The 17,485-nt window shown below is 40.6% G+C and carries 15 protein-coding genes; 6 read left to right on the forward strand and 9 right to left on the reverse strand.

Going from position 1 to position 17,485, the window contains the following annotated elements:
• The first annotated feature begins 180 nt into the window (after nucleotides 1-180).
• Together rnc and A9Y75_RS11840 are read left to right on the forward strand one after the other, a co-directional pair.
• On the forward strand, nucleotides 181-918 hold the full coding sequence (gene rnc / locus A9Y75_RS11835; protein ID WP_071189768.1) for a ribonuclease III: 738 nt from the start codon (nucleotides 181-183) through the stop codon (nucleotides 916-918).
• 81 nt (nucleotides 919-999) lie between these two features.
• Nucleotides 1,000-2,049 carry a Gfo/Idh/MocA family oxidoreductase gene (locus A9Y75_RS11840; protein ID WP_177176165.1) on the forward strand — a complete coding sequence of 350 codons (1,050 nt, stop codon included), beginning with the start codon at nucleotides 1,000-1,002 and terminating at the stop codon, nucleotides 2,047-2,049.
• 208 nt (nucleotides 2,050-2,257) lie between these two features.
• Here A9Y75_RS11840 and A9Y75_RS11845 read toward each other — a convergent pair whose 3' ends face one another.
• A complete protein-coding gene (locus A9Y75_RS11845) occupies nucleotides 2,258-4,312 on the reverse strand; it encodes an ATP-binding protein (protein ID WP_071189769.1) in 2,055 nt (684 codons plus the stop codon).
• Nucleotides 4,313-5,053: 741 nt separating this feature from the next.
• On the opposite strand from A9Y75_RS11845, the gene A9Y75_RS11850 reads away from it, so the two are divergent.
• Together A9Y75_RS11850 and A9Y75_RS11855 are read left to right on the forward strand one after the other, a co-directional pair.
• Nucleotides 5,054-6,235, forward strand: coding sequence for a GNAT family N-acetyltransferase (locus A9Y75_RS11850; protein ID WP_071190127.1), 1,182 nt, complete (start codon nucleotides 5,054-5,056; stop codon nucleotides 6,233-6,235).
• Nucleotides 6,236-6,317: 82 nt separating this feature from the next.
• Nucleotides 6,318-6,701 carry a DUF4346 domain-containing protein gene (locus A9Y75_RS11855; RefSeq protein ID WP_071189770.1) on the forward strand — a complete coding sequence of 128 codons (384 nt, stop codon included), beginning with the start codon at nucleotides 6,318-6,320 and terminating at the stop codon, nucleotides 6,699-6,701.
• 145 nt (nucleotides 6,702-6,846) lie between these two features.
• Here the strand turns inward: A9Y75_RS11855 and A9Y75_RS11860 are convergent, their stop codons facing one another.
• Together A9Y75_RS11860 and A9Y75_RS11865 are read right to left on the reverse strand one after the other, a co-directional pair.
• Nucleotides 6,847-7,632, reverse strand: a complete 786-nt coding sequence (locus A9Y75_RS11860) for a CsgG/HfaB family protein (protein ID WP_071189771.1) — start codon at nucleotides 7,630-7,632, stop codon at nucleotides 6,847-6,849.
• Between the two features lie 397 nt (nucleotides 7,633-8,029).
• Complete coding sequence (locus tag A9Y75_RS11865; RefSeq protein ID WP_071189772.1) at nucleotides 8,030-8,761, reverse strand: TPM domain-containing protein; 732 nt, start codon at nucleotides 8,759-8,761, stop codon at nucleotides 8,030-8,032.
• Nucleotides 8,762-8,874: 113 nt separating this feature from the next.
• On the opposite strand from A9Y75_RS11865, the gene surE reads away from it, so the two are divergent.
• Nucleotides 8,875-9,555, forward strand: a complete 681-nt coding sequence (gene surE, locus A9Y75_RS11870; protein WP_071189773.1) for a 5'/3'-nucleotidase SurE — start codon at nucleotides 8,875-8,877, stop codon at nucleotides 9,553-9,555.
• Nucleotides 9,556-9,570: 15 nt separating this feature from the next.
• On the opposite strand, the gene A9Y75_RS11875 is transcribed toward surE, so the two are convergent.
• The 4 genes from A9Y75_RS11875 to A9Y75_RS11890 form a co-directional block, all read right to left on the reverse strand.
• Entirely contained in the window at nucleotides 9,571-9,924 is a 354-nt protein-coding gene (locus A9Y75_RS11875) for a hypothetical protein (protein ID WP_071189774.1), read from the reverse strand.
• Nucleotides 9,925-10,371: 447 nt separating this feature from the next.
• Nucleotides 10,372-11,043 (reverse strand): HupE/UreJ family protein, encoded by a 672-nt coding sequence (locus A9Y75_RS11880; protein ID WP_071189775.1) that lies wholly within the window; start codon nucleotides 11,041-11,043, stop codon nucleotides 10,372-10,374.
• A 248-nt stretch (nucleotides 11,044-11,291) separates the two neighbouring features.
• The gene (locus A9Y75_RS11885; protein WP_071189776.1) at nucleotides 11,292-13,043 is read right to left on the reverse strand and encodes an ABC transporter ATP-binding protein; all 1,752 of its coding nucleotides are present in this window, start codon (nucleotides 13,041-13,043) and stop codon (nucleotides 11,292-11,294) included.
• A 524-nt stretch (nucleotides 13,044-13,567) separates the two neighbouring features.
• On the reverse strand, nucleotides 13,568-14,233 hold the full coding sequence (locus A9Y75_RS11890; protein WP_071189777.1) for a hypothetical protein: 666 nt from the start codon (nucleotides 14,231-14,233) through the stop codon (nucleotides 13,568-13,570).
• 272 nt (nucleotides 14,234-14,505) lie between these two features.
• On the opposite strand from A9Y75_RS11890, the gene galE reads away from it, so the two are divergent.
• Complete coding sequence (gene galE, locus A9Y75_RS11895; RefSeq protein WP_071189778.1) at nucleotides 14,506-15,504, forward strand: UDP-glucose 4-epimerase GalE; 999 nt, start codon at nucleotides 14,506-14,508, stop codon at nucleotides 15,502-15,504.
• A 107-nt stretch (nucleotides 15,505-15,611) separates the two neighbouring features.
• Here the strand turns inward: galE and A9Y75_RS11900 are convergent, their stop codons facing one another.
• Both A9Y75_RS11900 and A9Y75_RS11905 read right to left on the reverse strand, forming a co-directional pair.
• Nucleotides 15,612-16,250, reverse strand: a complete 639-nt coding sequence (locus A9Y75_RS11900; protein WP_071189779.1) for a hypothetical protein — start codon at nucleotides 16,248-16,250, stop codon at nucleotides 15,612-15,614.
• Nucleotides 16,225-17,451: a sulfite exporter TauE/SafE family protein gene (locus A9Y75_RS11905; protein WP_071190128.1), complete on the reverse strand. Its 1,227-nt coding sequence runs from the start codon at nucleotides 17,449-17,451 to the stop codon at nucleotides 16,225-16,227. The genes A9Y75_RS11900 and A9Y75_RS11905 overlap by 26 nt, the downstream gene beginning before the upstream one ends.
• Between the last annotated feature and the right edge of the window lie 34 nt (nucleotides 17,452-17,485).

Consider the following 17,485-nt stretch of genomic DNA (forward strand, 5'->3'; position numbering starts at 1 on the left):
ATCCGGATCATAATTTCGGTGAATTGCTAGAGAATAAACTTCTAGCATAAATATTAGGCATTAATAGCGTTCCAAAGCTGTAAAATTGGGAAAGTTTGCCCTGCTGCTACCTGTCGTGTATTTATACTCTATATTTAATGCTAAGTTAGGAGTTATTAGCCCTTTTTCCACACTTACTGAATGTCCCTCGTTTATCCCCGCCGTCAACGGCAACTTGAAAGTTTAGTCCAGAAGCTGGGTTTGTCAAAAGATGCACCGATAAAGTGGCCTTTACTTGATTTGGCACTAACTCATGCGACTGTTTCTGAGTCGGCAAATTATGAACAACTCGAGTTTGTCGGTGATGCGGTGGTACGGCTGGTTGCGGCTGTGATGTTATGGGAACATTATCCTGATTGCTCTGTGGGGGATTTTGCGGCTATTCGTTCCGTTTTGGTGAGCGATCGCATTCTTGCCCAATTAGCAAGAGGATATGGTTTAGAATTATACTTACTCGTCGCTGGTAGTGCTACCGCTGATCATGTTGGTCAAGAATCAAGACTTGCAGATGCTTTTGAAGCAGTCCTGGGAGCGCTTTATCTCAGTACTCACAATCTCAATCTGATTCGTCCTTGGTTAGATCCCCACTTCCAAGAACTGACTACAGAAATTCGTCTTGATCCGGCTCGACTCAACTATAAAGCGGCTCTCCAAGAATGGACTCAGGCACAATTTAAAGTTTTACCAGAGTATCGAGTAGTGGAGGTGAATCAACCCCACGGCACTCAAGAGCGTTTTACTGCTGAAGTTTGGTTAAATGAAAAAATTTTAGGACAAGGCAAGGGACGCTCTATTAAAGCAGCTGAACAGGCAGCCGCTAAAGTAGCTTATGTAGCAGTTACTGAAGAGGTAATTGCTAAGGGAGCAAATGACAAATGACTAATAATTCCTTAATGGTACAAGCCCCCGGATTTATCAGAGGGGTGAATCCAAAATCCAAAATCCAAAATCCAAAATCGGATGACTAATATTAAACTTGCGATCATCGGGGTAGGACGTTGGGGAGTACATTTATTGCGAAATTTTTTAGCACATCCTCAAGTGTCTGTAGTGGCTGTAGTAGACAACCATCCAGCAAGATTGACAGCAGTCCAACAACAGTTCAATTTAGATGAAAATGTATTATTAACAACTGATTGGCAAGTTGTCAAGCAAATTCTAGGAGTGAATGCAGTAGCGATCGCAACTCCTGCTACCACTCACTATGCCTTAATTAAAGATGCTCTCCAGCAGGGATATCATGTTTTGGCAGAAAAACCCTTAACTCTGAATCCCGAAGAATGCCGGGAACTTTGCCAATTAGCCGATTATCAGCAATTGATACTCATGGTTGACCACACCTATTTATTTCATCCAGCCGTAGAACGAGGTCAAACTGTTGTTCAATCTGGTCAATTAGGTGCTTTACGTTATGGCTATGCTACCCGCACCCATTTGGGACCCGTTCGGCAAGATGTTGATGCATTGTGGGATTTAGCTATTCACGATATCGCTATCTTTAACACTTGGTTAGGTGAATTACCTGTGAAAGTGCAAGCAACAGGTACGGTATGGCTACAGGAAAATAGGGAAATTGAGGGAACCGCAACCGAAAACCAAGGTTTAGCTGATTTAGTTTGGGTAACGCTGACTTATCCAGATAAATTTCAAGCATATATTCATCTTTGTTGGCTAAATCCTGATAAACAAAGACGCTTAGGAATCGTCGGTAGCAAGGGTAGCTTGATTTTTGACGAAATGTCCTCCGCATCACCTTTAACCCTGATACATGGGGAATTTGCCAAAGATGGGAATCAATTCATGCCGATGAATCAAAGCCAAGAAGTGCTGGAAATCGAAAAGGGTGAACCATTACAAAAAGTGTGCGATCGCTTTGTTGTTTCTATCCTCCAGAATACCCCTTCCTTAGTTTCCTCTGGTTGGGTAGGTAGAGAATTAGTAGAAATTCTCACCGCTTTGACTACATCTCTCCAGCAAGGGGGTAAATCTATCACCATCACTAATCCTTAATTTTTTAATTTTTTGGGTCTTCTGTAACCTGATTGACAAGGTGCAAGATGTGAGAATTCATATCAACCTGAAAATAAAACTGAATTATAGCAGGAGTCAGTAGAGACGTTTCGCCGAAACGTCTGTACAGGAGTAAAACTTGTAGTGAAAGTTTCATTATCACATTGATGTCCTAACCACCCTATCCACGGCTATACAAAGAGAAATATTAAAGCTTTGCGACTTTTTCACCTTGTTGTGAAATTCGATTGATCTCACCTGTATCTACTTGTTCTTCCTTTATATCTGCTGGTGAAGAATCGTAAATTTCCAAAGTTTGATCTGGGTGCAAGCTAGGATAACTGATTGCTTTTACTTCATTAGTAGAAGTATGTTCACTATTCCTTAAATCCCCTTTTTTCCCTGTGTTAGATAATACAGATGTATTAATCAAAGGTAATATAATTTTTACCGTCGTCCCTTGGTGCAAACCCAAACTCTCAAGGGTAATAGTTCCTCCCATGAGTTCGATTAAGTTTCGAGAAATTGCTAATCCCAGTCCAGTACCTTCAAATTTGCGTGTGGTTGTACCATCCACCATCACAAAGGGGCGAAATAGTTTATGCTGCTGTCCAGGATCAATACCTATTCCTGTATCTTTGACTGAGACTATCACATGATATTTACCATGACTGTGCTGAATATCTGTGCTAATGGTGATGCTCCCAGTATCGGTGAATTTCGTAGCGTTACCAATGATATTAATGAGAACTTGTTTAAGTTTTACTTCATCTGCCTTAATTGGTATCGCTTCATTACCTAATTCACATTTCAATTGCAGTCCCTTATGTTGGACATTTACTGATTGTAAATTAATAACTTCTAGCAGTAGTTGACGCAATTCTAGAGGAGCTATTACTACGGAGAGTTTACCTGCTTCAATTTTGGAAATATCGAGTAAATCATTAATAATTCCTAACAAGTGAATTGCTGTTTCATCCGCTCGCTGGAGAAATTCTAATTCTTCTTCTCGGTCATCACACATTCCATCTCTAACTAAGCGAACGCAGTTAATAATAATATTTAGTGGGTTTCTTAATTCATGGGAAGTCGTAGCTAAAAACTGACTTTTAACTTTGTTAGCTGATTTGGCTTCTTTCCAGGCTATTTCTAGTTCTTCTGCCCATGCTTTAAGTCGTTCAACCATTTGATCGAGTGCTTGTGCCAGTTGATTAAATTCCCGAATTTCAAAGTTACGAGGAATTGGTTGTGCAGCGTGGTGACTGTGAATATTTAAAGCATAGTCTCTGAGTTCTTCTACAGGGCCTGCTAGATAAGGAGCTAAATATAATGATGCCAACAAACTTGCACCAATTAAACCGACAGTCAAAACAATCAGGATAAGTTTGATTTCATCTAAACTAAACAGTGCATTTTTTACACTTGTTACAGCTAAAATGACCCATTTTTTTTGCTGCTTTGGGGTAATGGGATCAGGAATAGCTGTATAGCCGGCAACTAATTGTTCGCTTTCTATAAAATTAAAATTTATTGAATCATTCCTTCCTGCAACTGCATTTTTAATTAAGCTTTTTAGTTGTTCAGCATCTGAGTAATTCTTAATATTAGTTCCCACTCTTTCTGCCAAAGGATGAGCTAAAATAGCACCATTTTCAGCAATAACTATCAGAGAGCCGGTAAGTGAGCCAGGTTTATTTGTAGTTTTTTGGTGTAATGTCGTCTGAAGAATTAAGGCATAAGCTAAATTTCCGCGACGATTATAAACTGGGGCTGATAATAGCAATTGCAGCTGATTGTGTGTGTTTTTTTTGCCTGTTGTTCCGGCTTTGGGTGGTAATATAGCTTGGATTTGCACTTCATCAGTGGGAAAAGATAATCTTAATTCTGAAATTGCTTTATCACCGCAGCTACTAGCAATGATGTTACCTGTTTGGAGATTTTTTAATTGAATACAATCAACGTGGTTTGGTAGTTGTTGTGATATTTGATTCAGAAAGGTTTGAACTTGGGTTGAGTAACCCGATTTCATGACTGTAGTTTGACTAGCACTCAGCAAATTAGTTTTCAGTACAGCAATCGTATCAGTAATTTTTTCACCTTTATTGATAGCACTCTCTGTTAAGTTTTGCCGAGCAGTTGTCAAAAGACTTGAGCGTGCCTTATTCAGAGCAACCATTTCCCCGACTAATAACACCGGAACAAACACCAGCAGAATTCTTGTTACTAAAATTCGTCGAAAGGACGATTGACGGAACTTAGCCATCGAGTGTCTCACTTCGCATCTGCAAACCACAATAACACCGATATGCAATTAGACTAGCTAAATGAGACATTTTATAAAATTATTAGAAATATATTGTAACTTGTTAAAAATATCAAACTGTTATTGGGTAAAAAGACACTAGAGATACCAAAACTATTAGACAGTATATGTAATAGGGGCTGGTTTTGCATATCTATCTAAGGATGAAATTAATCAGCATTGTTCTGTTCGCAAGGCTTTTCTACAATCAACTCATTCACAAGAAAAGTTCAAAACTATCAAACCAATCCAATGGTAAAGTATCGTCCTCATACCACAATGGTTATAGACATGAGTGTAGATGGCAAGAAAGCAGATAGCGATCGCACTGTTGGCCTCTGGGACTGATACAAACCTACCTAAAAAAACAAATTGCTGCCTCTCATGCCGTTTTATTCGTTGCTGTTACGCTTCATCCCTAAAGTACAATACTTACAGGATTGGATTCAACACAACTGCAACAGAGAACAAAATAAAATAGAACTCCTCAGCCCGTTCATATAGTGATTTCGAGTTCTGGCTGCCTCAATCCGGATATTAAATTCTTTCAAAAACCAGTTAAATGCTGGTTAATGTTGCAACTTCTAGAAGTTAATACAATTGAACAGGAAGTATTTTGGCGCTATCGGCTGCAACGACAAGCTTCTATAGATTACGCTAATGAAAGCTTTTGCTAACTTTTTAAAGATTAAAACCCACACGATGGTAAAACCACTTAAACCGAACTATTCTGTCGTTTGGACTAACAAAATTGCTGAAGTTACCCAAGAAGCCTGGGATGCTTTAGCGATGCCACTCAAAACCCCGTTCTTGGAGTGGGAGTGGCTGAATAATATGGAAACCTCCCACAGTGCTACAGCGAACGCAGGTTGGTTGCCAAATCACTTAACGTTGTGGCGAGATAGAATATTAATTGCTGCTGCCCCACTTTATTTAAAAGGGCATAGTCAAGGCGAATTTGTCTTTGATCATCAGTGGGCAGAGTTAGCTTCTCGCATTGGGGTAGAATATTATCCAAAAATGTTGGGAATGTCTCCTTTTACTCCGGCTGAAGGCTATCGCTTCTTAATTGCTGCTGGGGAAGATGAGGAAGAAATCACGGCGATGATGTTGCATGAGATTGATTCTTTCTGCATCAAGCATGGTATTTCCGGCTGTCATTTTCTCTATGTTGATCCTCAATGGCGGGCTGTGTTGGAAAGACAAGGTTTTACGCCTTGGTTACACCATAGTTACATTTGGGAAAACGCGGAATTTCAAACTTTTGATGATTACTTGACAGTATTCAATGCTAATCAAAGACGCAATATTAAACGGGAACGCAAAGCTGTTGAAAAAGCAGGTTTAAGACTTGAAGCATTGACTGGTGAAGCAATTCCTAAGTCTCTGTTTCCCTTGATGTACGAATTTTATGCTGATACCTGCGATAAGTTTGGTTGGTGGGGTAGCAAGTATCTGACAAAGCGGTTTTTTGAGCAGCTATACCATAGTTATCGCCATCGGGTAGTGTTTTTTGCTGCTTACAATGAAGAGGATGATCGCCAACCTGTGGGAATGTCCTTTTGTCTATTTAAGGATGACAGACTGTATGGGCGTTATTGGGGTAGTTTTCAAGAAATAGATTGCTTACATTTTGATGCTTGCTATTATAAACCGATTGAGTGGGCGATCGCTCACGGTATCCAAACTTTTGACCCTGGTGCGGGCGGAAGACACAAGAAACGGCGCGGGTTTCCAGCCAAACCGAATTACAGTCTCCATCGCTTTTACAACAATCGTTTAGGACAAATTTTGCGTCCCTATATTCGGGAAGTTAATGAAATGGAACAACAGGAAATGGAGGCGATTAATGCAGAGTTGCCTTTTAGTAAAGGTGATGCTTAGGAAAAATCTCACCTCAGCAATAAATACCTTTGAGATGTAATCTAAAAAGACTGTCGAAATAATTTTTCTTTTGAGAATGCTTATGAATTTGCTACTTGAAAATTTGACCGCAATTGATAATAAACTTTCTCAACGTCATATTGACCTTGATCCTAGTGGCTATTTCATTATTTACATAGACCGGAATGAACAGTTAATTTACGCCAAGCATTTCACAAATGTAATTGATGATCGCGGTTTAGCTGTAGATCCACAAACAGGTCAGGTAATTCCGGCACGGGGAAAGGTAGAAAGAACCCACACAACTGTATTTAGTGGCAGGACTGCAAAAGAACTGTGTGTGAAGATTTTTGAAGAAACTCAACCCTGTCCTCTTACTTTACTAGACCATGCGGCTTATTTGGGTAGAGAATTTGTCCGCGCTGAAGTTGCTTTAGTGACAGGGCAAGAGTATATTCAGGATTAGGCAAAGTAATCAGTTATCAGTTATATCTGGTTACTGATTACTTTTCACTGCCTCCTGCGTCCCAGTTATGCCAACATCTTCAAAATAGCTGCTATTTACATACTGATGACCTTTTTTTAATTGGAGAGAAGCGACTTGACGCTATTTATTCTAAGTCTAAAACTTTTTGAGTATTCTCACGGCGAAGCTGTTCTTTCTTTTCAAACTCAGCTATACAGCTACCTTTATCAACCATCACACAGCTTAGATAATTCGTTATTTCGATCAACCCGGCTCGAATCGCTTTACCAACAGGGGCTTTACTAGTCTTCTGATTATCACCTCCAATGTTTATACCACTGATACTCACACTCCCTGCATTGCTCTGCGATTCACTAGTAGCACGTCCTTCAATAGTACGGGTATAAACTACTTCCCCACTGGTAGAATCCACAACACGCAGGTCAATAGCGACATAAGCTTTTTCCTTGTTCTTACGTGTGCCACCACCAAAACTAAAAGGACCTAGGCGAATGCCTCCCACCCCTACTCCACTACCTTCAGTATCAACTCCTTCCTCAAAAGAAGTTACTTTGCCCAAAATAATATATTTGGCCCCAGTAAGTTGTCCCTTCTTTGCACCGGTTCCGTTGCGAACTAACCCAAGTTCAGCAAGCTCTTGTTCTGAAATGACGGCTTCTAACTTTTGTCGCTCAACAACGGTGAATTTTCCCGTTGAGGTTAATTCATTGCTCAGGACATCTGCCAACTGTCTAGATGTATCGCTCTTCCACCACCACCAGTTATTTTCATTTTTGAAGTCTGGTACTGAGATGGTAGGTTTTTCTTGAGCAAAAGCATTAACGCTACCGATGGACAAACTTAAAGTCACGGTTGCTAAAGCAAGTACAGTATTGAGACTCAATCGCTGATAAACAGAAGATTTTTTCATAATTTATAGTTGTTGCCAACAGGAAACATATGGGATGATGTGAGCAGGATGGACAAACTATAGAATTCCAGTCATGTGTCAATTAAGCTGGAATCGTCATAACACACAATTTTTATTAAATAATAAACACATAGAGAATTTACCATAATCTAAAGTAAATAACAATACCCTTGCTATTTTTTGAGAACGCCCGCAGAATCAGGGTTTCGGACTATGGGTTTAAAACCATATTTAAATTATCCCCCTTATATCCAGGATAAATCAAGGATTTTGACTATTTTTTAGGGGGGAGTGAATAATTATATATGAAATTATCCATCTCAATTTTCAAAATAACTATCCAACTCTAGGAATAGGGATGGGTAAGATATTTTATACAATCCCTATCCCCAATCACCTATGCCTCATTTGATGGTTGAACGGCTAGATAGATATAGTAAGTGGCCATGGGAATGACAGTGGCAGCAATTAACAATCCCACTATCCAAGCGATCGCATTATCTTTTTCGGTTCCTTCGGTTTTTCCAAATGTACCTTCTACTTGTATAGTTTCTACTATCTCTGGTGGACCAGGATCAGGTTTACCGGAAATGACAGCGACTAAGCGATCGCGCACGTCAATAAATGCCTGATTATATTTATTCCCATTACGTAATGGCACACCCAATGTATCCTCAGCCACACTATCAGCGATCTCATCTGTCAGTGTAGACTTGACTTGATCACCGCTGACAATAGCGGCACGATTAGTGACAGTATCAATCACCAATAAAGTTTGATTAGCTTGATCTTCTGCTGTGGGAAACCATTTTTCAAATAGTCCTTTAGCAAAACTTTCTGGTGTTTCCCCATAGTCAAGTCGGTGAACAGTAACAATTCTGGCTTCGTTACCAGTTTCCTGTGCCAATTCTTTGAAAGCGCTGCTAATTTGACCTTCATTGAAACGACTAATAACTTCACCTTGATCTACAATCCAGGTGTCTGGTGCCAAGTTCGGTATTTGATACACACCTGTAGCAAAAGCTGGCATAGCAAACTGAGAAGCCGCCATCAGCATCACCATTAAGGGTAAAATGAGACGGATAAGATATGTGTGACTACTAAATAATTGCTTGAGTAGCTGTTTCATGAAATGAATCCTACTAAGACACTCTTGCAATCAAAATACTACAGAACCTATGTCAAAAGCATCTGATCAGGGGATAATTCTCCGCTGTTGGTGTTAAAAGTAACTTAAAAATAATGACAATCATCTTAACTAACGACGACGGCATCGATGCACCAGGTATTCAAGCCTTACTGAAAGCGGTAAATGGGAAAAATGTGATTATCGCTGCACCACAAGAACATCAATCTGGTTGTGGACATCAAGTGACAACAACTGTGCCTATTAAACTACAACGCCGTTCTGAGTTTGAGTACGCTATCTCTGGTACTCCTGCCGATTGTGTGAGAATTGCAACTACACAAATTTGTAAAAATATCAAGTTTATTCTTTCAGGTATTAATGCTGGTGGTAATTTGGGAGTGGATGCTTATATTTCCGGTACTGTAGCTGCTGTCAGAGAAGCGGCAATGCACGGTATTCCGGGAATTGCGATTTCTCAATATCGCAAAGGCAAGCTAAATTACAATTGGGATTTAGCTGCTAAATGGACATCAGCAATTTTGGCGGATTTACTCCAACGTCCTTTAGAACCTGGTAGCTTTTGGAACGTCAATTTACCTCATCTCCTGGCGGGAGAAACAGATCCTGAAGTAGTGTTTTGTCAACCATGCACCAAGCCTTTGCCCGTCAATTATCGGATCGAAGGTGATGATTTTTACTATGTAGGGGAATATGGTAAACGAGATCGTACTCCTGGTAGTGACGTAGATGTATGCTTTTCTGGAAATATTGCGATAACTCAATTAAGGGTTTGACGTGAAACTTCAAGTTTATTGATCTGAACTTTGAAGCAAAGATACAATTTTGTCTACTGTTTGTGTCAATTGACTGAGTTCTTGTAGTGAATCTTGTTGAGCTTCAGCTAGACTTTGGACAGCATCACACAAAGCGAAAATTTGAAACCCCTGCTGCTGTACCTGTTTTCCTTGTGCTTCAACTTGCACACTTAGAGCATCAACTCTTTGTGCTAGACGTTCAATTGTTTCAGTCGTAGATAGTACTGCTTCCCCTATTTGCTCAACAATAGATTCTAATCGACTTATCTTAGTTTCGACTCCTGCTGAAATCATTTCCTGTCCGCCCCAATTTTGAGAAATCATCATAGTAATATTGTTAGTATTCATGCAATAATTTCAGAATCAGTGATACAAAGCTAAATAGCGATTTCCAGTATCAAAAAAATCTCAATGATTCTCATACTGGTATGCATTCCGAAAAACTATTTACAGCAGTTTTCATGTATTTAGACTACAATCTTGATTCCTCTTTGCGCCTGTGCGTCTGGAGCGTGAAACCAAAAAATGTGGTTCATTTACCCGAAAATCACTGTAACTTACAGTGATTTTTGCTGTATTTTGAGAAGGGTCATGTCTGTTAAACTAACGTACTAATTGCGTAATTATTCAAACATGGGATTAATGTTATTTAATCTCATTTATCCTAGTTGCTAGTATCGCAAGGCGAAAATAACTATCCAGTGAAAAAAGGTTAAAAAGCTGATACAACTTGCTTTTTCCCCTTTTGGCTCTAGCATAGCTGCTTTTGCCTTTTTGCACTAGCAACTTATGTGATTAGATGAATGATTTACCTAAAAACACAATACCGATGCCACAAAAAGCTAAACCAGCCAAGCGAATTTTGCTGGGTAAGATTTGCTGTATTTCTCTACCACCGATAATTGCACCAATTTCTTTAGTACAGAGAAAAATTACACTTTGAGTTAAAATCACACCAGTAACATAGGCAATTACAGTTACTATTCCGGCACCAATGATTGATTCACCATCAGCATACCCCTGAAATAAACCAGCAGCAGCGCTCAGTATGGCAATAATTAACCCACTAAGTTGAATGTGCCGGACTAAAATGATGCCACAAGCGATAGTGAACATGGCGATCGCAATTTCTGCTCCTAGTAAATCTATTTGGTACAGATGAATTATTTGTCCACACAAGGCAGCCATCACAAAAGATATACCTATCCAAGCACCACGTCCAAATCGGGCAGCTAGTAAACCAATGGCAACTATGCCAGCTAACCGATCTAAGCCAATAACTGGATCAGCTATGCCCCAAATTAATCCTTCCCAGCAGTTAGAAATAGTGTGCTGAACTGGTGAGCCACCTGATGAACTTAGTACACTGATGAGAACTAAAGCCGCGATCGCTCCCATATGCCTGTAATGTCTAGATGCGGGTAATTCCCCTGAATTAGAAGGTGCTATTAGTGCAATTTTGAACATTATCATTAATAGGTCAAATTAGTCTTTTCTGTAATTTATACTACTTCAATCTCAAAAAAAACTAACGCCGTCATAAATATATATGACACTAGATGACACTGGCTATATATACCGACTATATATATTTTTGTTAAGTTCAAATTAGGGCAGAATGGCTCTTAGGGAACTCCAAACAATCAATTTTTTCTCTCCCTGCCTTAAAAGCGATAGGGTATTTTTTGATTTGGAAGTCCCTAAGAGTGAATAGCTCATCGAAGTAATTCCTCGACTTGATACTGGCTCCACAAAGTTCTGTACAGCCCTGGTTGTTCTATCAGTTCTGAGTGATTACCTATTTGGACAATTTTGCCCTTGTTCATCACAAAAATTCGGTCAGATGTGGCAGCAGCGGAAAGTTGATGGGTAATGAAAATTACTGTTTTCCTGTGAGTGCCACGGTCGAGATTTTTCAGAATTTTTGTGGCTGTTTGATTATCAACACTAGAGAGAGCATCATCTAAAATTAATACCGGGGCATCAATCAGCATAGCCCTAGCTAGGGCTGTACGTTGTCTCTGTCCCCCAGAAAGAGTAATTCCTCGTTCACCCACAATAGTTTCATACTGCTGCGGAAAAGTAGCAATTTCTGCCTCGATTTGGGCAAGACGGGCAACTGCTTCTACACTTTCTTGTTCACTGAGCGGATCACCATAACGGATATTATTTTTAATGGTGGTGCTAAATAAAAAGCTATCTTGAGGAACATAGGCGATCGCACCTCGTAAATCATTTATAGCTATTTTTGTAATATCTATCCCATCCAAAAACAACTGCCCCGCTTCAATATCTAACAAATGTGGTAAAGCATTAGCCAACGTTGATTTACCCGAACCGATAGCGCCAACAATAGCCACCACTTCCCCCGCAGCAATAGTAAAATTGACATGATCTAAAGCTGGAGTAGCAGCACCAGGATAAGTATAAGTGAGGTTTTTAGCTGTCAGTCTTCCTTTTACGTTGTCGGCGCTGATATGTATAGCATCTACTGGATCTTGAATTTTTGAGGTAACGCTGAGAATAGATTCCAAGCGATCTATACTGACTTCACCTCGTTGGTAAGCAGTGATTGTGAAACCTAACAAAGCTGTTGGGAAAACTAGACGCTCTACATAAATCAGCAGCGCCAAAAAATCACCCACCGCAAGAGTTCCAGAAGATATCCGCATTGTTCCCAAGCAGATGATGATCAGAGAACTGAGATTAGCTAAACCACCAATCAGCGGAAACAGAGTATTTCGGCTTTGTGCCAATTTCAGATTAGCTGCCAATAGCTGCTGATTTTTCTGGTTAAAAGCTTGACGCTCATTTTCTTCTTGGGCGTAGATTTTAATCAAAGAAATGCCGCTAATGTCCTCTTGGATAAGTTCACTCATATCCGAGAGTTTTTCCTGCACGGCTGATTGTTGTTGGCGCAAGCGATCGCTAAACAGATGTACTAACAGAAACATAAACGGATAGACTGCCAAGGAAGCTAATGTCAGATCCACACTAATAGACAGCATCACTGGCAGCGTTAGAGCGTAAGCAAACAGAGTATTTGCCAAACTCAATACCGCAAAACCCAACAACCTCCTGATATTTTCTACATCACTAGTAGCGCGACTAATTAAATCTCCAGGAGTATTATTGGCAAAATAAGCCGGCTCCAATTTCAGTAAATGTTCAAAAATCCGCTGTTTCAGTGCAAATTCTACCTGTCGTCCTACGCCAAATATCCAAATGCGGGAGGCCATACGCATCAGCAACATCGCTGAACTCAGCAAGATGATTGTAATTACATAATTTATTATTTGATCCAAACTAAAGGTAGTAGAAAGTTTGTCTACCCCAGAGCGAATCAGCAAAGGGATATAAACGCCTAGACCATTCACAAACAATAAAGCAATAATGCCTAATGTCGTCTCTCGCCAATAGGGACGCAGATAAGTACCGAGTTTCTCAAGCCGTCGAGATTGTGCCATTCACGCAATTTTGCTACTTTATCATCCTGGAATAACTGGCTATGGTTTTCTTGTATTGTCGTTACTGCCGCAGCCAGTCTTCACCTACTCTAATCGATGACTAAACTACATAGCCATCATCAACTGGGTACACTAGGACGCATAAAAATATTTCTTTGCTTGTTTACATCTTTGCGTCCCCGTGTCTCTATGTCCCCTTGTTTATGCGTCTATTTATCAAGTCAAACTGACCAGGAATTTTAGATTTTAGATTTTAGATTTTAGATTAAAAAAAATTTGGTATGGGTTCCCCGTCCTCTACTGACGGCAAAATACTCGCTGCGCTGCGTACACTTCGCTAACGTAAATCCCAAATCCAAAATTTTCAAGCTCTACACTTGAGAGTGGAGTCAATCCAAAATCCAAAATACTCGCTGCGCTGCGTACGCTTCGCTAACGTAAATCCAAAATCGAGTGACTATTAAATCAGGCCAGCTACTTAGAGGTAGCAGAGTGGCCTGTTTATAATCAGGTTTTCCACCTTGTTAAGAGCGCCCGCGTAAGAAAACATAAATCTGATTGAGATAACTTTCCCAAACTTGGGTTGTGAGTTGCAGTGTTTCTGCATTAGGTACGAAATCTTCTACTCGTAAGCCTCTGGTACTGATGGCTTGAGGATTTTGTAGTAGATACGATGGTATTTCCATATTTAGAGCATTGAAGGCCATGGTTGTCCGATTAATATCTCCCACAGGTAAGATGCTATCCCCTCTGATATCTGAGATGTTCAAAGTACTGCTTGTAGGACTCAAAGCTACTAATGTTGCAGATGGAGACAGCCCAGCCGCTACTGGGGATCTGACTAAGAAGTAAGCAATAGCTGGTGTACTTGACAATAGCAAAATCGTCAGCGCCCAACCCAATAACAACCCACCTGGTTTGTCTATCCCACCTCCTTTGATCTTTTGGGCAGCAATCATCAACATTAAAACTGACGCTCCTAGAGGCTTGAGTGGAAACGATATGAACCGCCATAAGGAAGCCACTGCTGGTTCACTAGGATTAAGAAATGCCAAAGCTAAAACGACCAATACAATCACCAAAGCGAATCTTCCAACAAAGCTTACTGTTGGATAAAATCTTTGGAATAAAGAAAAGGCGACAACACCAATTAGTAGCCACAACAATACCCGGCTTAGTAATTGAAACATAGATTAACTCTCTAATTTTCTGGTGTGGCAAGCCTAAAGGATGCGGGGAGTGGACTTATTTTATCGTCAAACTGTAATTTCACCATTAGCCGACTTATAAAATACTTCATACTTCATCCCTCACACCTACAGACTACCGTCGTAGTGATTTTAGTTCAATTTTTTGACACTGCGTCTATATCTTAGGATTTTCCAGAAGAGCAACATAGCACCAGTAAACTAAATTAATTGAGTAGTAGTAGTCAAATCGTTATCAAGATAAAGGAAAAACTATGCAGGCAGGAAAGCCCACCATTTTGGTAACTGGGGGAGCGGGTTATATTGGTTCTCATGCAGTACTGGCTTTGGTACAGGCAGGTTATCAGGTGGTAATCCTCGATAATCTGGTGTATGGACATCGTGATTTAGTGGAAAAAGTTTTACAGGTAGAATTGATAGAAGGTGATATAGAAGATCGCCCCCTGTTAGATCATTTATTTAAAACCCATGATGTGGCGGCAGTTATGCACTTTTCAGCCTATACATATGTGGGCGAATCTGTGACCAATCCTGCTAAATATTATCGCAATAACGTTGTTGGTACTTTAACGCTGTTAGAAGCGATGCTGGCAGCCTCTATTAAGAAATTTGTTTTCTCCTCGACTTGCGCCACCTACGGAGTCCCCAAATTTATCCCGCTGACTGAGGAGCATCCCCAAAATCCCATTAATCCCTATGGAACTACCAAGTTGATGGTAGAGCAGATTCTTTCGGATTTTGATGTGGCTTACGGCTTAAAATCGGTGCGTTTCCGCTACTTTAATGCTGCTGGTGCTGATCCCAATGGATTATTAGGTGAGGATCATAATCCAGAATCTCATTTGATTCCTTTGGTATTGATGACAGCATTAGGCAAACAAGAATCTATCTCGATTTTCGGTATCGATTATTCTACTTCTGATGGAACTGCTATTCGGGATTATATTCACGTCAGTGATTTAGCAGATGCTCATATTTTGGGTTTGGAATATTTACTCGAAGATGGTGAAAGTGAAGTTTTCAATTTGGGTAATGGTAACGGCTTCTCGGTTCGAGAAGTGATTGCCGCTGCACAAGAAGTAACAGGAAAGATTATACCTGTTCAAGAGTGCGATCGCCGTCCTGGGGATTCTCCCGTTCTCATCGGCACAAGCGAGAAAGCCAAAAAAGTCTTAGGCTGGAAACCTCAGTATCCAGATATTAAAGATATTGTCGCCCATGCCTGGCAATGGCATCAACAACGGCATAAGTAGGTGACAGGGAGCAGGTGAGACGCGGAGATGGGGGACACGGAGACGCGAGGAAAATTAAGAATTCCCTGTTCCCTGTTCCCTGTTCCCTGTTTACGAATTACGAATTACTATCTCCTCAGCCCTTGCACCATGAAAAATACAATACCTATAGATAGCAGTATAATTGCTATCACAATTATAGGCTGTATGAATCCTATTGCCCCACCTTGCTGTTGATTAGTAATATTTTCTACAGATTGTGGTGTCTCTACAGCCTTACCTGCCGCCACGGTGATTTGAAACTTTAAATCAAAAGGTCGAAAACTCCCTTCGGTGGCAGGTTTACCAGTCAGTTTGAGTTCATAAGCCCCTTGTTTGGGAAAAGTAATTTCTGCACCTGGTATGCCTTGATAACGTTCAGCCTGCACAGGTTTCAAGACAGGCTCAAGCAGTGCCGGTTCTCCTGGTGTATAAGGTTCGGCATAAATAGCCAACTGACAATTACAGTCTTTGAGCGGTAATACCTTACCACCTTTGCGGGTGAGAGCAAACCAAGCTTGAGTGGGTTCACCTGCACGGGGGTTATCATTCGGTTCAATGTGGAGAGTACCACCAACATCGGCTGCAATTTGCACCTTATGGGCAGAAGCAAGAGGAACTGATGTTAATAATATAACTAGGAAAAATAGTGATAAGACATAATTTGTCTTTCTCCACCTGGGTGTAGTTGAAACACTGAGTTTACCGCGACTTGTTTGGAGGGACATACAACTTTTCTATACTTAATTTTGACCAAAAACAGCGACAACGGACTAATAACACCCCAAGAGTGATGATTCCCAGTAATACAGTCGCTAATTTATTTTCCCAACTCAATTTTAAAGAACCTAGATAATGAGAACCAATCAAAACTGCATGAATGGTACTCAACAGTAAAGCTGGAACGCTTAAAAGATGAATTTGCCGCCAATACTTACCTAAATACTTCTGAATTTGATCAAAACTTGTAAAAGCCGCAGGAGTCATTAACATCAATGCCACAGCACCTGCACTCATACCCCATTGAAATTCCCAAGGCAAAAACCCGAAAGCGGCAAAATTCCATTGTAGGGAGTGTTCTATCATGTGGGTGGTATGCACCCCAGAGAGAATAAAAGCAGCTACTCCTAAAGCGCGACGGTAGCGCAGAGGTGATGCCCAGCAGCTACTAATAGGACGAGCAATTAGCGCCAGAATTAGGCAAATCAAGGCGGCGTGTCCGCTGTAGTCTACCATTGTGTCACCAGTCCGCAACAGGGTAATTGCGCCAATAATCAGTGTTACCCAACCACCCAAGCGAAACAACTGACTCCGCCGATCTTTACTCATTAAGGAAGTGGAAACACCTACTCCCAACATCGTTGGTAGAGTTCCCAAACCAAAAGCTAACATGGTAATTGCACCATGCCATAAATTACCAGTTGCGGCGGCTTTAATTTGAGCAGCGTATAAAAAACCGCAAGGCATTAAACCCCAAGTTATCCCTAGTAGTGCTGGGGTCCACCATCTACTGTGTAAGGAAAGTTTCACCATACCTGCACTCAGTCGGTTATGTAAACTACTTTGTAATATCGGGTGTAGTAGGGGAATACGCGGTATTAAGTCTGGTTTTACTTGTCCTAACCCAAACCAGATCAGCATCATGCCAGTAATTATTGCTATCCAACGGCGGAAATCGCTACCAATACCTGCTAATTGCCCGCTTTCGACTAATACTGAACCTAGTGCGCCAATACCAGCGCCAACCAGAGCATAACTCAACATTCGCCCTAAGTTTAGCAGGGTATGAAATTTTAATTGCTGTTGCCAACCCAGAGTTTCCTGTTGATGCGAAAGGGAAAATGCAACTGCTAGGGGGCCACACATCCCAAAGCAATGTCCAAAACTCCCCAGGAAGCCCAGGATTGTCATCAACAGCAAATCTAACAACATAAATAAAGTCCTGAGTTATGAGTTCTGAAGC

Origin of the sequence: Trichormus sp. NMC-1 (assembly GCF_001858025.1) — a bacterium.
In the GTDB taxonomy this organism is placed as follows: domain Bacteria; phylum Cyanobacteriota; class Cyanobacteriia; order Cyanobacteriales; family Nostocaceae; genus Anabaena.